The following is an 18,286-nucleotide window of genomic DNA, read 5'->3' as shown; positions in this document are numbered from 1 at the left end:
AGGACAATCAATTAGACGTTGAAGCTTTCACCACAACCACATTCACTTTTCGCGTTAGGGTTGTTGAATTCAAAACCTTCATTCAACCCTTCTTTCACGTAATCCAATTCGGTACCGTCTAGGTACACTAAGCTTTTTTTGTCGATGATAATTTTCACTCCAGAGAGTTCAAAAACTTCATCTTCTTCGTTAAGCTCATCAACAAACTCAAGTACATATGCCATGCCTGAACAACCAGTCGTCTTCACTCCAAGACGTAAACCGATACCTTTGCCTCGGTTATCTAGGAATGCTCTTACGCGACTTGCCGCTGATTCTGTCATTGTGATGGCCATACTGCACCTTAGTCTGTCTAAATTTCGATTGGAATGGGAGCGTCAAAGCTCCCATTATATTACGGAATAATTATTCTTGGTGTTTTTTCTTGTAGTCTGCAACCGCTGCTTTGATTGCATCTTCAGCAAGAATTGAACAGTGAACTTTCACTGGTGGAAGCTCTAGCTCTTCAGCAATTTCAGAGTTTTTAATTGCTGCTGCTTCATCAACTGACTTGCCTTTTACCCACTCAGTTACTAGTGAGCTTGATGCGATTGCACTACCACAACCGTATGTTTTGAACTTCGCATCTTCGATGATACCTTCAGGTGTCACTTTGATTTGAAGCTTCATTACGTCACCACAAGCTGGAGCGCCAACCATGCCGCTACCTACTGATGGGTCTTCTTTATCGAATGAACCAACGTTACGTGGGTTCTCGTAGTGATCAATTACTTTTTCGCTGTATGCCATGATAAATTACCTCGAATCCTCTATTTCAATCCCTGAGATTAATGGTGAGCCCATTCAACAGTGCTCAAATCAATCCCTTCTTTGTACATATCCCATAGAGGAGACATGTCGCGTAGCTTAGTCACTGCAACGCGGATTTGTTCAATTGCGTAATCAATTTCTTCTTCAGTCGTGAAACGACCAAACGAGAAACGAACCGAGCTGTGAGCCAATTCATCATCCATGCCAAGGGCACGAAGAACGTAAGAAGGCTCAAGGCTTGCAGACGTACAAGCACTACCAGAAGATACCGCTAGATCTTTAAGCGACATTAGTAGTGATTCACCTTCTACGAATGCGAAGCTGATGTTTAGGTTGTGTGGTACACGTTGCTCAAGGTCACCGTTTACCGTCACTGCTTCTAAGTCTTTCACGCCATCAAAAAGACGGTTACGAAGCGCTAAAGCGTGATCGTAATCTTTTTGCATGTCTTCTTTTGCAATGCGGAATGCTTCACCCATACCAACGATTTGGTGAGTAGGAAGTGTACCAGAGCGGAAACCACGCTCATGGCCGCCACCGTGCATTTGCGCTTCAAGACGAATACGAGGCTTACGACGAACGTAAAGTGCACCGATGCCTTTAGGGCCATAAACTTTGTGAGCAGAAAGCGAAATTAGGTCAACTTTCATCTCTTGAACGTCGATTGGTAATTTACCTGCAGATTGCGCTGCATCCACGTGGAAAACAATTTTACGCTCACGACACAATTCGCCGATCGCTGTAATGTCTTGAACCACACCAATCTCGTTGTTTACGTGCATAATAGACACAAGCACTGTGTCATCACGCATTGCCGCTTTAAGCTTCTCTAGATCGATCAAGCCATTTGATTCTGGCTCAAGGTAAGTCACTTCAAAGCCTTCACGCTCAAGTTGACGACATGGGTCAAGAACGGCTTTGTGCTCTGTTTTACAAGTGATTACGTGCTTGCCTTTCTTCGAGTAAAAGTGCGCTGCACCTTTAATCGCAAGGTTGTCTGATTCTGTCGCACCAGATGTAAATACGATTTCGCGAGGATCTGCATTTAGAAGGTCAGCAATTTGCTCACGAGCAGTATCGACCGCTTCTTCTGCCTGCCAGCCGTAACGGTGCGAACGCGACGCTGGGTTGCCAAATGTGCCATCCATTGTCATGTACTGAACCATTTTTTCAGCAACACGTGGATCAACTGGACATGTAGCGGAATAATCAAGATAAATCGGCAGTTTCATTCTCTACTCCAATGTAAAAAGCTGACCGCTAAGAGCGGACGTTTACACCGATGGGCGCGGCGGTTGTATTTTTGTTTGATAGCCCATGGGTTACCGCCAGATCAATGTCCTGACGATCAGAAATTTCGAGGACTTCATTGTCTGTCATCAACTCACCAAGAGTGATGTTATTCAAGAAGTCACTAATGCGAGAGCTTAAGTCGCGCCATAGCGTGTGAGTAAGGCAACGTGTTCCACCTTGGCAATCTCCTTTGCCCTGGCATTTGGTTGCATCGACTGACTCATCAACGGCTGCAATCACGGTACCAATAGCGATACTGTGTGCGTCGGCACCAAGTCGGTAACCACCACCAGGACCACGAACGCTGGCAACGAGACCTGCTTTACGCAATTTTGAAAATAGCTGCTCTAAGTAAGAGAGCGAGATCCCCTGACGCTCTGAGATGTCAGCAAGAGGTACAGGGTTTTGTTGCGAATGCAGTGCCACATCCAGCATGGCTGTCACCGCATATCTTCCTTTAGATGTAAGTTTCATACCACACCGTATCCACATGGTTTGTAATGGTTAAGATTTTTCCATACCTGAGTAATTTGGTCAAGTATTTATTTGACCATTTTACTCAGGTATTCATCCTTACACCTAAAGTGGTTATCCTTTATTCAGAACTTCTTTTCTATCGAGGTTAAAATGCCGCGTAGAATATTGAGCTCCTGGGTTTCTGGCCGAGCACGAGAGAACAAGCGACGCAATTTATTCATCACCTGTCCTGGTTGCTCTTTATTGATAAACTGGGTCTCAACCATCACCTTTTCAAGATGCTCGAAGAACATTTCGAGCTCTCTATGACGTGGGTACTCTTCCGGCTCATTTGGGGCAAACTGGCTTTGCTCTAAGTTCAAATGCGCAACTCGTACTTCGTAACTCAGAGTTTGTACGGCCATCGCTAGGTTAAGCGAGCTATATTCAGGGTTAGCAGGAATGCAAACATGGTAGTGACACCTTTGCAGCTCTTCGTTTGTTAGACCAGTTCTTTCACGACCAAACACGAGCGCGACAGGGTGTTTTCTACCCTCAACCGCAAATTTCTCACCACATTCACGTGGCTCAAGCATTGGCCATTCTAATGTACGAGAGCGAGCACTGGAGCCCACCACAAGGCTGCAATCTTCAACCGCTTCTTCTAGTGTACTGACAACCTTTGCATTTTGAGCAATATCACCAGCACCCGCAGCCAAAGCAAGAGTTTGTTCATCCACTTCACATTGTGGATCGACTAATACTAGTTGGCTTAAACCCATCACTTTCATAGCTCGAGCTGCTGAGCCAATATTGCCTGAATGAGAGGTACCTACGAGTACAATTTTTACTTGATCCAACATCTGTGTTTGCTACCTAAATTAAAACCGCAGAATGTTACCATAGTTTTTTAACACACCCTAGGGCGAAGCAGGCCTCTCTTCTCATTCTTGGTCATTGTTCTCGTTCGCCTCAAGCTAAATACAATAAAACCACTGACTTTAGAACAAAAAATAACCACTTCCCTTTTTACTGATCTCTGGTATACTCGCCGCCGCTTTCATTTGTTCTTTAACATCCGTTGGGAAATTCGTATGCATCCAATGCTAAACATTGCTATTCGCGCTGCGCGAAAGGCAGGCAATCATATTGCTAAATCATTAGAAAACACTGATAAAGTAGAATCTACTCTTAAAGGCACTAATGACTTTGTCACTAATGTAGATAAAGAAGCAGAATACATCATCATCGATACTATCAAGCAGTCTTACCCTGAGCACTGTATCGTTGCTGAAGAACAAGGTCTTATCGAAGGTAAAGATAAAGACGTACAATGGATCATCGACCCACTGGATGGCACCACTAACTTTGTAAAAGGTTACCCAACTTTCGCGGTTTCTATCGCTGTTCGTATTAAGGGCAAAACTGAAGTTGCTTGTGTTTACGATCCAATGCAAAACGAGCTATTCACTGCACAACGTGGTGCAGGCGCTCAACTAAACAGTGCGCGTATCCGTGTTGCTCAACTAAAAGACCTTCAAGGTACTGTTCTAGCTACTGGTTTCCCATTCAAACAGAAACAACACGCTGAGTCTTACATCAAGATCGTTGGTGCGCTATTCACTGAATGTGCTGATTTCCGTCGTAGCGGCTCTGCTGCTCTTGACCTATGTTACGTGGCTGCTGGCCGTGTTGATGGTTACTTCGAGCTAGGTCTAAAACCTTGGGATATGGCAGCAGGTGAGCTTATTGCTCGTGAAGCTGGCGCAATCCTAACTGACTTTGCTGGCGGCACTGAGTACATCAAGTCTGGTAACATTGTTGCTTCAAGCGCTCGTGGCGTAAAATCTATCCTTAAGCACATCCGCGAAAACGGTAACAGCGCGATCCTTAAGTAAGATTTGAAAGTCATATTTAGCCCGTCACGCTGATGACTTTAAAAAGCCCCGCTCAATGAGCGGGGCTTTTTTGTATCTACTTAGCTGCAATGTAAGGCTCTTCATACCGTGAGGTTCTGCAAGCACAAAACTCGATTCAGATACAAAAAAAACCGCTGATTGCTCAGCGGTTTTTGTTTTCGACTCTCAACCTGCCTTATGGCATTTCGTCGAACTCTGCGCCTTCTTTTTCTACTTGAGGTGGCATCAAGTGCTCTTTCTGGATGCCCAGTTTTAGCGCTAGTGCTGATGCTACGTAGATAGAAGAGTAAGTACCTACAGTGATACCAAGTAGAAGTGCGGTTGCGAAGCCGTGAATCATCGCACCACCCTGCATGAACAGTGCAATTACCACGAACAATGTTGTACCCGAGGTAATCAACGTACGGCTCAACGTTTGGGTGATTGAAGCGTCCATGATATCGGCTGGCTCACCTTTACGCATCTTACGGAAGTTTTCACGGATACGGTCAAACACAACGATGGTATCGTTGAGCGAGTAACCGACTACCGTTAATAATGCCGCGACGATGGTTAGGTCAACTTCTATTTGTAGGAATGAGAAAACACCTAACGTGATAATGATATCGTGAGCCAATGCCATAACCGCACCAGCCGCTAGACGCCATTCAAATCGCATCGAGACATAAAGCAAGATACAGATCAGCGACACGAGGATCGCTAGACCGCCAGCTTCTGTTAGCTCATCACCAACGTTAGGACCTACGAATTCAATACGACGCATTTCTACGCTTTCGCCAGTACCATCTTTGATAGCACCAATGATTTGGTTGCCCAGCGTTTCACCAGAAACGTCGTCACGTGGACGAAGACGAACCATTACTTCACGAGCACTACCGAAGTTTTGTACTGTCGCATCACCAAAACCTTTCGCATCTAAAGCGGTTCGGATTTTTTCAAGGTTCGCAGGTTTTTCAAAGCCAACTTCAATTAGCGTACCGCCAGTGAAGTCTAGGCCCCAATTTAGCCACTTAGTTGACAAAGTGAAGATAGAAGCAGCAATCATAAAGATTGAAAAAACGAATGCTACTTTCGACCAACGCATAAAGCCGATCGTCTTCTCTGCTTTTAGAATTTGAAACATATTAATTCCCAGCCTTAGATCGACAATTTATCAACGCGTTTGCCACCGTAAATAAGGTTCACGATACAACGTGTACCAATAATGGCGGTGAACATTGAAGTTAAGATACCGATAGATAGAGTAACCGCGAAACCTTTCACTGCACCAGTACCGACTGCAAATAGAATAATTGCAGTAATCAATGTCGTGATGTTCGCATCGGCAATCGTACTGAATGCATTCGCGTAACCTTGGTGAATAGCTTGTTGTGGACTACGCCCATCGCGAAGCTCTTCACGGATACGCTCGAAGATCAGTACGTTCGCATCAACCGCCATACCGACCGTTAACACGATACCGGCAATCCCCGGAAGCGTCATGGTAGCGCCTGGAATCATCGACATCACACCAATGATCAACACTAAGTTAGCCATTAGAGCGATGTTGGCAATCAAGCCAAAGCCACGGTAGTAAAGCAGCGTAAACAGCATTACGGCAACCATACCCCAGATACACGCTTGGATACCCATATCGATGTTTTGCTGGCCCATTGATGGACCAATAGTACGCTCTTCAACGATAGAGATAGGTGCGATCAGTGCACCAGCACGTAATAGAAGTGCAAGGTTGTGCGCTTCAGCTGCGGAGTCTATACCCGTGATACGGAAGTTACGTCCAAGAGCCGATTGAATCGTCGCTTGGTTGATGACTTCTTCATGCTTATCCAGGATGACTTTGCCTTCAGGCGTACGACGACCACTGTCTTTGTACTCAGCAAACACGGTAGCCATTAGCTTACCGATGTTCTTCTTAGAGAACGCTGACATCTTGTTACCACCTTCGCTGTCTAGCGAGATGTTAACTTGTGGACGACCGTATTCATCGACACTTGAGCTTGCATCCGTAATGCTTTGACCACCAAGAATAACACGCTTCTTAAGCACAACCGGACGACCGTCTCGGTCCATTTTGATTTCACTGCCTGCTGGCGCACGACCATTTGCAGCCGCTGATAGGTCAGCTTTATCGTCAACTTCACGGAATTCTAGCGTCGCAGTCGCACCTAGAATCTCTTTTGCACGAGCAGTATCTTGAACACCAGGAAGCTCAACAACAATTCGGCTTGCACCTTGACGTTGAACAAGAGGCTCTGCAACACCTAGCTCGTTTACACGGTTACGTAAAATCGTAATGTTTTGCTCAACAGCGTAGTTACGGATCTCTTGTAAACGTTGCTCGGTAAAGGTCGCTGTAAGAGCGTAACGGCCATTTGAATCAGATTCGACAAAGAGCATGTCCGGGTGATTCTTTTCTAGCATTGCTTTCGCTTCTGCTAATTGCTCTTCGTTACGTAGCAGAACTTCTACCGCTTCTTTGCCAGAAGGGCGGATAGCACGATAACGAATTTTTGCCTCACGAAGTTCGCTACGGAAAGCTTCTTCTTGCTGACCAACGAGCTTTTCCATCGCAGCGTCCATGTCTACTTCCATTAAGAAGTGGACACCACCACGAAGGTCAAGACCCAGCTTTAATGGTGACGCGCCAATCGCTTCTAGCCAATCGGGTGTAGAAGGAGCAAGGTTAAGTGCAACAATTGTGTCTTTGCCAAGCGCTTCGCTGATGACATCACGAGCACTGATTTGCGTGTCAGTGTCGTTAAAACGAACAAGAATTGATCCATTCTCGAGAGCAATGGATTTATGAGAGAGTTGCTCTTTATCAAGAGCAGTAGTGACAGCATCCAGCGTTGACATATCTACAGAGGCGCCACGCGCCCCTGTAACTTGAATAGCCGGATCTTCACCGTAGATATTTGGAAGTGCGTATAACGCAGCGGTGATGATGGCAAAAAATACCATCAAGTACTTCCATAATGGATAACGGTTTAGCACAGCGAGGATCCTTTAGCTGTTTTATAGAGACTTAAGCGTACCTTTTGGCAACACTGCAGTGATGAAGTCTTTCTTGATTACCACTTCATTGTTCGCGTTAAGCTCGATTGAAATGTAGTCATTGTCTTCAGCAATCTTAGTGATTTTACCCACTAGGCCACCGCTAGTTAGAACTTCGTCGCCTTTGCCCATAGAAGCCATTAGGTTCTTGTGCTCTTTTACACGTTTCGCTTGTGGGCGGTAAATCATGAAGTAAAAGATCACTGCGAACATGCCAAGCATGATTAGCATTTCAAAACCACCGCCTGCTGGCGCGCCTTCTGCTGCTGCGTGAGCCTGAGAAATAAACATTAAAACATCCTCATTATATTTTATTGATAATCCAACAAGTTGGGCTTTCGCATTTTAGATTCAAGTCTGAGAGTAACTAATAGCGATCACTCTCTCAAAAATAACGTGCGTTAGCCTACTTTATTAGCAAAAGCCTCTGGCGACATGCCAAAGGCTTTAATTCTTTTTAGTCCGTCAATGACTGTTCTTTTGCTAGTGGTGGCACTTCACGGCCACGACGCTCATAGAACTCAGTAACAAACTCATCGAAACGATCTTCATCAATCGCTTTACGAATACTTTCCATCAGACGCTGGTAGTAGCGTAGGTTGTGGATCGTATTCAGACGAGCACCTAGAATTTCATTACAACGCTCTAAGTGATGAAGGTACGATTTACTGTAGTTTTGACAAGTGTAACAGTCACAGTGCGGATCCAGCGGGGTTGTATCCGTTTTATGTTTAGCATTACGGATCTTGATCACACCACCAGTCACAAACAGGTGACCATTACGCGCGTTACGCGTTGGCATTACACAGTCAAACATGTCGATACCGCGGCGAACACCTTCAACCAAGTCTTCTGGTTTACCCACGCCCATTAGGTAGCGAGGCTTGTCTTCTGGAAGCTGCGGACAAGTGTGCTCAAGAATACGGTGCATGTCTTCTTTAGGCTCGCCTACTGCCAAGCCACCAACCGCGTAACCGTCAAAACCGATTTCCGTTAGACCTTTTACCGACACATCACGTAGATCTTCGTAAACACCACCTTGAACAATACCAAACAGGTTGTTCGGGTTTTCTAGCTTCTCGAAGTGATCACGTGAGCGCTGTGCCCAACGTAGTGACATTTCCATCGATTTCTTCGCTTCATCGTGTGTCGCTGGGTATGGCGTACACTCGTCAAAAATCATGACGATGTCAGAACCTAGGTCTTTTTGAATTTCCATCGACTTTTCTGCGTCCATGAAAATCTTGTCACCATTAACTGGGTTACGGAAGTGCACACCCTCTTCGGTAATAGTACGCATCTTGCCAAGGCTGAATACTTGGAAGCCGCCTGAATCAGTAAGAATAGGACCGTGCCAGTTCATAAAATCATGCAAGTCGCCGTGCATTTTCATGACTTCTTGACCTGGACGCAGCCAAAGGTGGAAGGTGTTACCTAGTAGGATTTCTGCGCCCGTACCTTTCACTTCTTCTGGCGTCATGCCTTTAACCGTACCGTAAGTACCAACTGGCATAAACGCTGGGGTTTGAACAGTGCCACGTTCGAAAGTCAGTTGACCACGACGCGCATTGCCGTTTTTCTTCTTAAGATCAAATTTTAATTTCACGATGCCTCCGGGTGTCAGAGAAACAGTCTGACTGAGTGTTTAGGGCTCTACCCTACTTTAAGGAGCGGTCGCTTTTCCTTGCGAGAGATAAAGCAGAGGTTCTGCTCTATTTCCTAGCTTACTGCTAGCACTCGTAAATCTTATTTTTTACTAAATCGCTTTCTTCTTGATGAACATTGAATCACCATATGAGAAAAAGCGATATTTGTTTTCTACCGCATGCTTGTAAGCATTCATGGTGTTCTCATAACCTGCAAATGCACTCACCAACATGATCAGTGTTGATTCTGGCAAGTGGAAATTGGTAATCAAGCAATCCACAAGCTGATATTCGTAGCCAGGGAAAATAAAGATTTCTGTATCACCAAAGAATGGGACCAACTCAGTCCCTTTTTTCAATGCGTCTTGCGCTGCGCTTTCAAGTGAGCGTACCGATGTAGTACCAACAGCAATAATTCGTCCACCGCGCGCTTTCGTCGCTTTAATTGCTTCGACGACTTCTTGCGGTACTTCTACGTACTCAGCGTGCATATGGTGATCGTTGATGTTTTCTACTTTTACTGGCTGGAATGTACCAGCACCAACGTGCAAAGTGACGTAAGCAAACTCTGCGCCTTTCGCTTTAATTTTCTCTAGTAGAACATCATCAAAATGAAGACCCGCTGTCGGCGCCGCTACTGCGCCTGGCTTCTGGTTATATACGGTTTGGTAACGCTCTTTATCTGCATCTTCATCTGGGCGGTCAATGTAAGGAGGAAGCGGCATGTGGCCGATTTCTTCCAAAATTTCTAATACCGTCTTATCAGCGTTAAATTTCAGTTCAAATAGAGCGTCATGACGCGCCACCATTTCTGCTGAGTATTCATCATTCTCGCCAACAATGATGGTTGTACCTGGTTTTGGAGATTTAGAGCAGCGAACGTGCGCGAGGATGCTTTTCTCGTCAAGCATGCGCTCCACCAGCACCTCTAGCTTACCACCCGACTCTTTACGACCAAAAAGACGAGCAGGTATAACACGAGTATTATTAAACACCACGAGATCACCGGGTTGAACTTGGCCCAATACATCAGTAAATGTGCCATCAATTAGCTCTCCGGTATTGCCGTCCATTTGTAATAGTCGGCTAGCGGTACGCTCTGGCTGAGGGTAACGAGCGATAAGTTCATCTGGAAGGTCGAAATGGAAATCTGATACTTGCATGTTACTTGTCTTATATATTGGTCAAATCACGTCTAGGACGACGATAAAATTGCGACGAGTTTTTCGCAGCAGACTAGTATATGTTTACATGCTGCAATAGCAAGCAAATCCCCAGAATATCACTGTAAAAGCCATGATGAAGAGTGTAATAAAACGTGAAAAACCGCGATCACTTGGCATTATTTTTCAGTTTAAGTCGAAAGAAATGGAACATTAAAAAGCAAAGCAGCGCATAACGCTGCTTACTCGTTTGGTATTCAAATAGCCCTATCAAACCTCACGCCTTCGCCACCACGCCAAGGGTACGAATAGACCCAATAGCCACAGACCCAAACTGCCACCATCATCATCTGACCCTTTGAAATCACAGTTATTAGTTGCGATACCGTCGTGACACTCTTTATCTCCGCCGACTTCGTTATTAGCCTCTTTAATAAAGTTCGGTGCAATGATGTAGCTACTTGGTGGCGCATCGGCAGTAATGTAAGACTGTACCCAGTCGTAATATTGGCTCACCTTGGTGTAGAAACTTGGAATCGTCAAAGAGCCACAAGTCGGAAGAATGAGAGGTCCACCACTAACAATACCAATCTGTTTTCCCGTCGCCACATCGACCAGCGGCCCCCCACTGTCACCTTTACATGCAGAGTTGCCATATTGGGTGTGGCTATCCGGCTCTAATACTCGGTTTTTCGTTGGTAGCGTACAAATTTTGGTTTGGTTTTCTCTTGAGTCGATGATCCCCGGAAAACTGCTGCCAATTTCTAAACGCTCATAACATTTGTCGATGGGTAAAAATGTACTAATGGTGGTTTTGAGCGTATTGGAAGGTTCAGAAGCATCCGGCTGAGTGGTCCCCCACCCAAACACTTGCACATTTTCGACACGTTGATTGGTCAGGTAATTATCGTTCCAATCCACTGCCAAACGCGCTTCGATACTCTCCATGTCGGCTTTGTTTGCTAAATCAGCAAAGCTCGCGTTTGCCACTGGGCGCGTGAGATACAGCAACGCGATGTCTGAGTCTAAACCGGTTTGGATAGGTTTCACGTTACCACTACTGTCGGTCTCAGCTTTTGAAATCCGCGTGTAATCAGGGTGAACCACAACGTGAGACACCGGATAGAAGTTATCAAGCCCTGCTGAATTAAGTTCATGCACATTCGCATTCACCGACAACTCGCCCGGCGGGGTCACATAGTAGCTGGCTTCATTCGTTCCCTGCCCCATTACCACGCAGTGTGCCGCAGTCAACACCCACTGCTCCGTCAGCATGGTGCCGCCACACAGTGGGAACTCTGCCATATTACTTGCTCGTAAAGTAACACGATCAACAGAGTCGGTTAGTTCATCTCCTAACACAATCGCCTGTGCTGATTGCACACTGAATGCCGCCACTGCCAGCGCAATGAGTTTGTTACACGTTGTTCTTTTCATTTAGGTTGCTGTCTTCAATTTGGTAAGCCTGAACGTATCTTCTTCGAGAGACGAATCTTGGAAAATCCAGCGAATAAAAATGTGCGATTCAATTCATTGGATTACCTTGGCGGTCCATTCAATATCAACCCAAAATGCCAACTGACTCGCACACAAACCGACTTATTCAAATTAATAAAAACGTCGATAAGACACAGATTACGCAGACAAAAAGAAGCGCAAGTGTATTGTGCTATTTAATTGATGAAAAACGAGTTAGCTCCCAGATATACAGAAAAATATTCTCTATATTTAAGAGAAGGACAATGCCGCTGGAGGTCTCTATGATCAAGGTTGAAGACATGATGACTCGTAATCCTCATACCTTACTGCGCACGCACACCTTGCGTGATGCAAAAAGCATGATGGATGCGCTTGATATTCGACATATTCCGGTTGTTGATGCCAATAACCACTTACAAGGCTTGGTGACTCAACGCGACATTCTTGCTGCTCAAGAATCGAGCTTGCACCCAGATGAGGCTGAACAATCTTTTACTCTAGATACACCGCTCTACGAAATGATGCACACCAACATCATGACGGCCGAACCCATCGCGGGGCTTAAAGAGAGCGCTATCTACATGCAAAAGCACAAAGTTGGCTGTTTACCTGTTGTCACCAAGGGTCGATTGGTAGGCATCATTACTGACAGTGACTTTGTGACCATTGCGATTAACTTATTGGAACTGCAAGAAGAAGTGGAACCCGAAGAAATCGAGCCAGAAGAATAATACGCAAACGCGTTATCTTGGGTGTAAATTTCGTTTCTTAAACGTTTTAAACGAAAAAAGAGCGGCAGGGTTGCCGCTCAAAATGCCATTACTGACGCTGATTAAGGAAGTGTTTCTCTGCCAATTAGAATTGGTCTTCTTCGGTCGAACCTGTCAATGCGGTCACTGAAGAGTTACCACCTTGGATGGTATTGGTCATTCTATCGAAGTAACCTGTACCTACTTCTTGTTGGTGTGCAACAAATGTATAGCCTTTTTCTGCCGCCTGGAATTCAGGACGCTGAACTTTCTCAACATAATGACGCATACCTTCACCTTGAGCGTAAGCGTGTGCCAGTTCGAACATGTTGAACCACATGTTGTGAATACCTGCTAGCGTGATGAACTGGTACTTGTAGCCCATGTTAGCCAGCTCTTGTTGGAACTTAGCAATGGTTTCTGCGTCTAGGTTCTTCTCCCAGTTGAATGAAGGCGAACAGTTGTATGCCAACAATTGGTCTGGGTACTCTGCATGAATCGCTTCTGCAAACTTGCGTGCTTCCTCTAGACATGGCGTTGCTGTCTCACACCAGATTAGATCCGCATATGGCGCGTAAGCTAGACCACGAGAGATAGCTTGGTCGATACCTGCACGTACACGATAGAAACCTTCTTGAGTACGCTCACCTTCAATAAAGTCTTTATCGTATGGGTCACAATCTGAAGTAATGAGATCTGCCGCATTCGCATCAGTACGAGCAATAACCAAGGTTGTTGTACCCGCTACATCAGCAGCTAAACGAGCAGCAACCAGTTTTTGTACCGCTTCTTGCGTTGGAACTAATACCTTGCCGCCCATGTGGCCACACTTTTTCACCGATGCTAGCTGGTCTTCAAAGTGAACGCCCGCTGCGCCTGCTTCGATCATCGACTTCATGAGCTCGTAAGCGTTAAGCACACCACCAAAGCCCGCTTCAGCATCCGCTACGATAGGTAGGAAGTAATCAATACCACCTTCATCTTCAGGCGATTTACCTGCTGACCATTGGATTTGGTCTGCACGACGGAACGAGTTATTGATGCGTTTTACTACTGACGGTACAGAATCGACTGGGTATAGAGACTGGTCAGGGTACATCGTTGAAGCGGTGTTGTTGTCCGCTGCAACCTGCCAACCAGATAGGTAAATCGCTTCAATACCAGCTTTAGCTTGTTGAACAGCTTGGCCGCCAGTTAACGCACCAAGACAGTTTACGTAACCTTTTTTCGCGCTACCGTTGACCAGTGACCAAAGTTTGTCTGCACCACGTTGTGCAATTGTGTTGGCTGGTACCATAGAGCCACGCAGTTCCACCACTTCCTCAGCAGTGTATGTACGCTTTACATTTTTCCAGCGCGGGTTAGTTGCCCAGTCTTTTTCCAGAGCTTCAATTTGTTGGCGGCGAGTTAAGTTAGTCATTGGTCTATCCCTCTTTATAATTTGCACTTTATGCGTGTGCGTTGAGTTTCCGTTCTCAGGCAGTACTTCCCTATCTGCCTTGAAAATCCTTCACGTTATTGGTGTTACAGTTATTCTTTATTAATCTAGGTAGTCATAACCAGGAACTGTTAAAAAGTTGGTCAGCTCATCGCTCGTAGTGAGCCTTGCCATCAAGTCTGCCGCTTCTTCAAATCGACCCGCTTGGTAGCGCTGCTCGCCAATTTCTTGTTTCACTACTTCAATCTCTTCTTTTAGATAGAGCTCGAACAGCTCTTTAGTGACCTTTAACCCGTTGTCTAGCGACTTGCCGTGTTGAATCCATTGCCAGATCGAAGCTCGGGAGATTTCTGCCGTTGCTGCGTCTTCCATCAGTCCGTAAATCGGCACACAACCGTTGCCAGAGATCCAAGCTTCGATGTATTGCAGCGCAACGCGAATATTGTGGCGCATTCCGCCTTCAGTGCGCTCGCCTTCACAAGGCTCAAGCAGTTCAGCTGCTGTAATAGGCGCATCCCCTGCACGGCTCACATCCAACTGGTTGGTGCGTTCACCCAGCACAGCACTAAAGACTTCCATAGCAGTGTCAGCCAAACCTGGATGAGCCACCCAAGTACCGTCATGACCGTTGTTAGCTTCTAACGATTTGTCAGTCTGGATCTTGTCTAATACTTTTTGATTCTCTTTCGGGTCTTTAGCTGGGATAAATGCGGCCATTCCTCCCATCGCGAAAGCACCACGCTTGTGACAAGTACGAACCAGCAAACGCGAATAGGCGTTCAAAAATGGTTTGTCCATGGTGACGACTTGGCGATCTGGCAGAACACGATCTGGGTGTTTCTTCAGTGTTTTGATGTAACTGAAAATGTAATCCCAACGACCACAATTCAGCCCTACGATGTGCTCTTTAAGTGAGAACAGAATCTCATCCATTTCGAATACGGCTGGTAAAGTTTCAATCAGCACAGTCGCTTTGATGGTGCCTGTATCAAGACCGAAATAGTCTTCCGTGAAATGGAACACTTCGCTCCACCACTTCGCTTCGTGATGCGATTGCAGTTTTGGAATGTAGAAATAAGGGCCGCTGCCTTTTTGAAGTAAGGCTTTGTAGTTGTTATAGAAGTACAGAGCGAAATCGAATAGCGCACCTGGAATGATCTGACCGTGCCACGTAACGTGTTTTTCTTTTAAATGAAGGCCGCGAACACGGCAGATCAACACCGCTGGGTCATCTTCCAGCTGATAATGCTTGCCATTGCCAGGGTTGGTGTAACTGATGGTGCCATTCACGGCATCGCGTAAATTCACTTGCCCATCCAGCACTTTACTCCATGCTGGAGACATTGAATCTTCGAAGTCTGCCATGAACACTTTTACATTCGCATTCAGTGCGTTAATCACCATCTTGCGATCAGTTGGTCCGGTAATCTCCACACGGCGATCTTGCAGATCTTGTGGGATTCCTAAGATCTTCCAACTTCCTTCACGGATGTCTTGTGTCTCTGGTAAAAAGTCTGGCAGCTCACCTGCATCGATACGCGCTTGCTTCTCTTCTCGTGCTTCCATCAACTGCTCAACACGTCCAGCAAATTTTTCACACAGTAGAGATAAAAAGGTTTGGGCTTCAACAGGGAAAATTGCTTGATGTTCTGGAGCAACGACTCCATTCACCTCAAGCATGCCTTGGGTTTGCTTTAGTTCTTGTGTTTTTTGTTCTGTCTGAGCAAGCATAATCATTCATCCTTAACGTGCTTTATCCATCTTGGGCAGTCAGCGTAAAGCTACATTTGTAAGTTATGAACAACAAATTACATCCTTTAACTTTGTGTTCAACTCGTCTAGCCATGTCGATAGATTGCGTAATGTTATGTGTATTTTCAATCTAGACATAAGTCTTATCGGCCTTTAAATAAGCTATCTCAACAAAGGGTTTAACGAAACCCCCAAGATAAACAAAACAGAAAATTCGAAGTTTTATTCGGCAGGGTAAAAACCGCCTATCGAACACCTACTTTTGTAAGTTATTACGTAATTAAATTACATTAATTTTAAGATCGATTTATCATTTCAAACGAGTGTATGAATATAGACTGGTAAACAAACGCCTTGTATTCACAAGGGCTGGCAAGGTGAACTCAAACAAGGGTCAAACAAGACATACTAGGTTTTGTGTAAAATTAACATTGTGAAATTTCACTATTTTATGAAAGCTTCATCAAAGAAGAGCTGTAAAATTTTACAAGTCAAAGTTCACCAACAGAATAAAATACTAGAAAGCGCACTGTTTTCAGTGCGCTTTTAGATAAATAATGGAGATGTAGAGGCTAATACTAATAGCTAAAGCAGTTCGGAAACGACTTCTGCAAGCTGATTAAATGTTTTCGTTCTTGATGAACTCGGACGCCAAACTAAGCCAATTTCGCGATAGGCTTGCTTTCCTGGGGGATCGATCACGACTAAATTCTGGTTATGCAGCAGGCCGTGGTCGATAGCCATTTGAGGAATGAACGTCGTTCCCAAACCATTCGCAACCATTTGCACCAAAGTATGAAGGCTGGTTGCTGTAAACGGATTAATTTTTTCTTTATCTGTTAATTTACACGCAGATACCGCGTGTTCCGTTAAGCAATGCTCTTTCTCTAATAAAAAGACGGATTCGTCAGGTAAATCTGCGTAACGAATCGGCACAGGCACCGATTGGGCTTGATTCGCACTAATAACCATTCGAAACGGATCCTTACCCACCACTCGGCTTTCCATACCGTCAATTTCGACTGGCAACGCTAAAATGAGTACATCCAGCTCACCGTGTCTAAGCGCTTGAAGTAAGTTTGTTGTCGTGTCTTCTCTTAATAAAAGATTCAGTTGTGGGAAACGGTAGTTAACCTCTTGCACCAAATCACACAGTAAAAACGGAGCAATTGTTGGTATGCATCCCACTTTTAGCTGGCCTTGCATATCGTCGCCTTGGCACATACGTCCAAGCTCGACCAAATCTTGCCCTTTTGCTAACAGTTCTCGCCCCTGCTTTACTACCATTTCTCCTGTTTGGGTAAAAACCAGTGGACTTTTCTTGTCTTTCTTTTCATATAATGGACAACCAATCAATTCCTCTAAGTTTTGAATACCTTTACTTAAAGTCGACTGACTGACAAAACAACGCTCTGCAGCGTCACTAAAATGTCTTGTTTCATGCAGTGTGACTAAGTAGTGCAACTGCTTCAAACTGGGCCATTTATTCATAATTGTATTTGTATCTACCGCTGTTCCAGTGATCGAGTTAAGAGTTTTGCTATTATCGTTTTTTTCGATTAACTCAATCTATTTATTTCGCTTTTTTCAATACTACAATCTGTACTATAGTTTGTCTCGTACAAACACGGACCAAACCGACACAACTGAATTCGGTTTGGAACTAACCATACTTTTTAGGAGCAAAAAAATGGTACTAGTAGGTCGTCAAGCCCCTGATTTTACTGCAGCAGCTGTTCTAGGTAACGGTGAAATCGTTGAAAACTTCAACTTTGCAGAGTTCACTAAAGGTAAGAAAGCAGTAGTATTCTTCTACCCACTAGATTTCACTTTCGTTTGCCCATCTGAGCTAATCGCATTCGACAACCGTCTAGCTGATTTCCAAGCTAAAGGTGTTGAAGTAATCGGTGTTTCTATCGATTCTCAGTTCTCTCACAACGCATGGCGTAACACTGCTATCGAAGATGGCGGTATCGGTCAAGTTAAGTACCCACTAGTTGCTGACGTTAAGCACGAAATCTGTAAAGCTTACGACGTTGAGCACCCAGAAGCAGGCGTTGCTTTCCGTGGTTCTTTCCTAATCGACGAAGAAGGCGTTGTACGTCACCAAGTAGTTAACGACCTACCACTAGGCCGTAACATCGACGAAATGCTACGCATGGTTGACGCTCTTAACTTCCACCAGAAGCACGGCGAAGTATGTCCTGCACAATGGGAAGAAGGTAAAGCAGGTATGGACGCATCTCCAAAAGGTGTTGCAGCGTTCCTATCTGAGCACGCAGCTGACCTAGGCAAAAAATAATAGACCTTCACCCTAGCTCAACGGGTGTGATGGTTGGATGTATATAAAGCAAAAAGCTAATGCGGAAAACCGCAAACGCCAATCAGTCTAAGTAAAGTCCTATCAAAGCCCAGAGCAAATGCTCTGGGCTTTCTTTTACCTTCAGATAAACCGCCAAAATGAGGTAACGCTGCAGCGTAAACTTTACCTCTATTTCTCATGCCCTCCATACAGATTCTGCTTACT

17 protein-coding genes are annotated in these 18,286 nt (G+C 45.1%); 3 read left to right on the top strand and 14 right to left on the bottom strand.

What is annotated here, in order from left to right:
• Positions 1-11 precede the first annotated feature (11 nt).
• The 5 genes from iscA to trmJ all read right to left on the bottom strand — a co-directional run bounded on the left by iscA (position 12) and on the right by trmJ (position 3,422).
• Positions 12-335 (bottom strand): iron-sulfur cluster assembly protein IscA, encoded by a 324-nt coding sequence (gene iscA / locus L3V32_RS00180; RefSeq protein WP_005391554.1) that lies wholly within the window; start codon positions 333-335, stop codon positions 12-14.
• Between the two features lie 70 nt (positions 336-405).
• Positions 406-789, bottom strand: a complete 384-nt coding sequence (iscU, locus tag L3V32_RS00175; RefSeq protein WP_005381718.1) for a Fe-S cluster assembly scaffold IscU — start codon at positions 787-789, stop codon at positions 406-408.
• Between the two features lie 38 nt (positions 790-827).
• A complete protein-coding gene (locus L3V32_RS00170; protein WP_005391556.1) occupies positions 828-2,042 on the bottom strand; it encodes an IscS subfamily cysteine desulfurase in 1,215 nt (404 codons plus the stop codon).
• Positions 2,043-2,070: 28 nt separating this feature from the next.
• Positions 2,071-2,577 (bottom strand): Fe-S cluster assembly transcriptional regulator IscR, encoded by a 507-nt coding sequence (gene iscR / locus L3V32_RS00165; RefSeq protein ID WP_005381720.1) that lies wholly within the window; start codon positions 2,575-2,577, stop codon positions 2,071-2,073.
• A gap of 125 nt (positions 2,578-2,702) precedes the next feature.
• Positions 2,703-3,422 carry a tRNA (cytosine(32)/uridine(32)-2'-O)-methyltransferase TrmJ gene (trmJ, locus tag L3V32_RS00160; RefSeq protein WP_237283621.1) on the bottom strand — a complete coding sequence of 240 codons (720 nt, stop codon included), beginning with the start codon at positions 3,420-3,422 and terminating at the stop codon, positions 2,703-2,705.
• Positions 3,423-3,653: 231 nt separating this feature from the next.
• On the opposite strand from trmJ, the gene suhB reads away from it, so the two are divergent.
• On the top strand, positions 3,654-4,457 hold the full coding sequence (gene suhB, locus L3V32_RS00155; protein WP_237283620.1) for an inositol-1-monophosphatase: 804 nt from the start codon (positions 3,654-3,656) through the stop codon (positions 4,455-4,457).
• A gap of 196 nt (positions 4,458-4,653) precedes the next feature.
• On the opposite strand, the gene secF is transcribed toward suhB, so the two are convergent.
• The 6 genes from secF to L3V32_RS00125 all read right to left on the bottom strand — a co-directional run bounded on the left by secF (position 4,654) and on the right by L3V32_RS00125 (position 11,778).
• Positions 4,654-5,601, bottom strand: a complete 948-nt coding sequence (gene secF, locus L3V32_RS00150; protein ID WP_005391572.1) for a protein translocase subunit SecF — start codon at positions 5,599-5,601, stop codon at positions 4,654-4,656.
• Positions 5,602-5,615: 14 nt separating this feature from the next.
• Positions 5,616-7,472, bottom strand: a complete 1,857-nt coding sequence (gene secD / locus L3V32_RS00145; protein WP_006741889.1) for a protein translocase subunit SecD — start codon at positions 7,470-7,472, stop codon at positions 5,616-5,618.
• Positions 7,473-7,493: 21 nt separating this feature from the next.
• On the bottom strand, positions 7,494-7,823 hold the full coding sequence (gene yajC, locus L3V32_RS00140) for a preprotein translocase subunit YajC (protein WP_005381725.1): 330 nt from the start codon (positions 7,821-7,823) through the stop codon (positions 7,494-7,496).
• Between the two features lie 166 nt (positions 7,824-7,989).
• Positions 7,990-9,138, bottom strand: a complete 1,149-nt coding sequence (tgt, locus tag L3V32_RS00135; protein WP_005391577.1) for a tRNA guanosine(34) transglycosylase Tgt — start codon at positions 9,136-9,138, stop codon at positions 7,990-7,992.
• 150 nt (positions 9,139-9,288) lie between these two features.
• Positions 9,289-10,341 (bottom strand): tRNA preQ1(34) S-adenosylmethionine ribosyltransferase-isomerase QueA, encoded by a 1,053-nt coding sequence (queA, locus tag L3V32_RS00130; RefSeq protein ID WP_237283619.1) that lies wholly within the window; start codon positions 10,339-10,341, stop codon positions 9,289-9,291.
• 270 nt (positions 10,342-10,611) lie between these two features.
• The gene (locus tag L3V32_RS00125) at positions 10,612-11,778 is read right to left on the bottom strand and encodes a trypsin-like serine protease (protein ID WP_139059873.1); all 1,167 of its coding nucleotides are present in this window, start codon (positions 11,776-11,778) and stop codon (positions 10,612-10,614) included.
• Between the two features lie 323 nt (positions 11,779-12,101).
• On the opposite strand from L3V32_RS00125, the gene L3V32_RS00120 reads away from it, so the two are divergent.
• Positions 12,102-12,551 (top strand): CBS domain-containing protein, encoded by a 450-nt coding sequence (locus L3V32_RS00120; protein ID WP_005391583.1) that lies wholly within the window; start codon positions 12,102-12,104, stop codon positions 12,549-12,551.
• A 124-nt stretch (positions 12,552-12,675) separates the two neighbouring features.
• Here L3V32_RS00120 and aceA read toward each other — a convergent pair whose 3' ends face one another.
• From aceA to L3V32_RS00105, 3 genes are all read right to left on the bottom strand, one after another.
• Positions 12,676-13,989: an isocitrate lyase gene (gene aceA, locus L3V32_RS00115; RefSeq protein ID WP_053808703.1), complete on the bottom strand. Its 1,314-nt coding sequence runs from the start codon at positions 13,987-13,989 to the stop codon at positions 12,676-12,678.
• A gap of 120 nt (positions 13,990-14,109) precedes the next feature.
• Positions 14,110-15,738: a malate synthase A gene (gene aceB, locus L3V32_RS00110; RefSeq protein WP_237283618.1), complete on the bottom strand. Its 1,629-nt coding sequence runs from the start codon at positions 15,736-15,738 to the stop codon at positions 14,110-14,112.
• Between the two features lie 606 nt (positions 15,739-16,344).
• On the bottom strand, positions 16,345-17,250 hold the full coding sequence (locus L3V32_RS00105) for a hydrogen peroxide-inducible genes activator (protein ID WP_005383681.1): 906 nt from the start codon (positions 17,248-17,250) through the stop codon (positions 16,345-16,347).
• A 199-nt stretch (positions 17,251-17,449) separates the two neighbouring features.
• Between L3V32_RS00105 and L3V32_RS00100 the strand changes: the two genes are divergently transcribed.
• Entirely contained in the window at positions 17,450-18,061 is a 612-nt protein-coding gene (locus tag L3V32_RS00100; RefSeq protein ID WP_005381738.1) for a peroxiredoxin C, read from the top strand.
• Positions 18,062-18,286: the final 225 nt, after the last annotated feature.

The sequence above is a fragment of the Vibrio sp. J2-4 genome (genome assembly GCF_021728155.1).
Taxonomy (GTDB): domain Bacteria; phylum Pseudomonadota; class Gammaproteobacteria; order Enterobacterales; family Vibrionaceae; genus Vibrio; species Vibrio diabolicus.
Note: the sequence above shows the minus strand (reverse complement) of the source record. Positions and strands in the feature narration are given on the sequence as shown.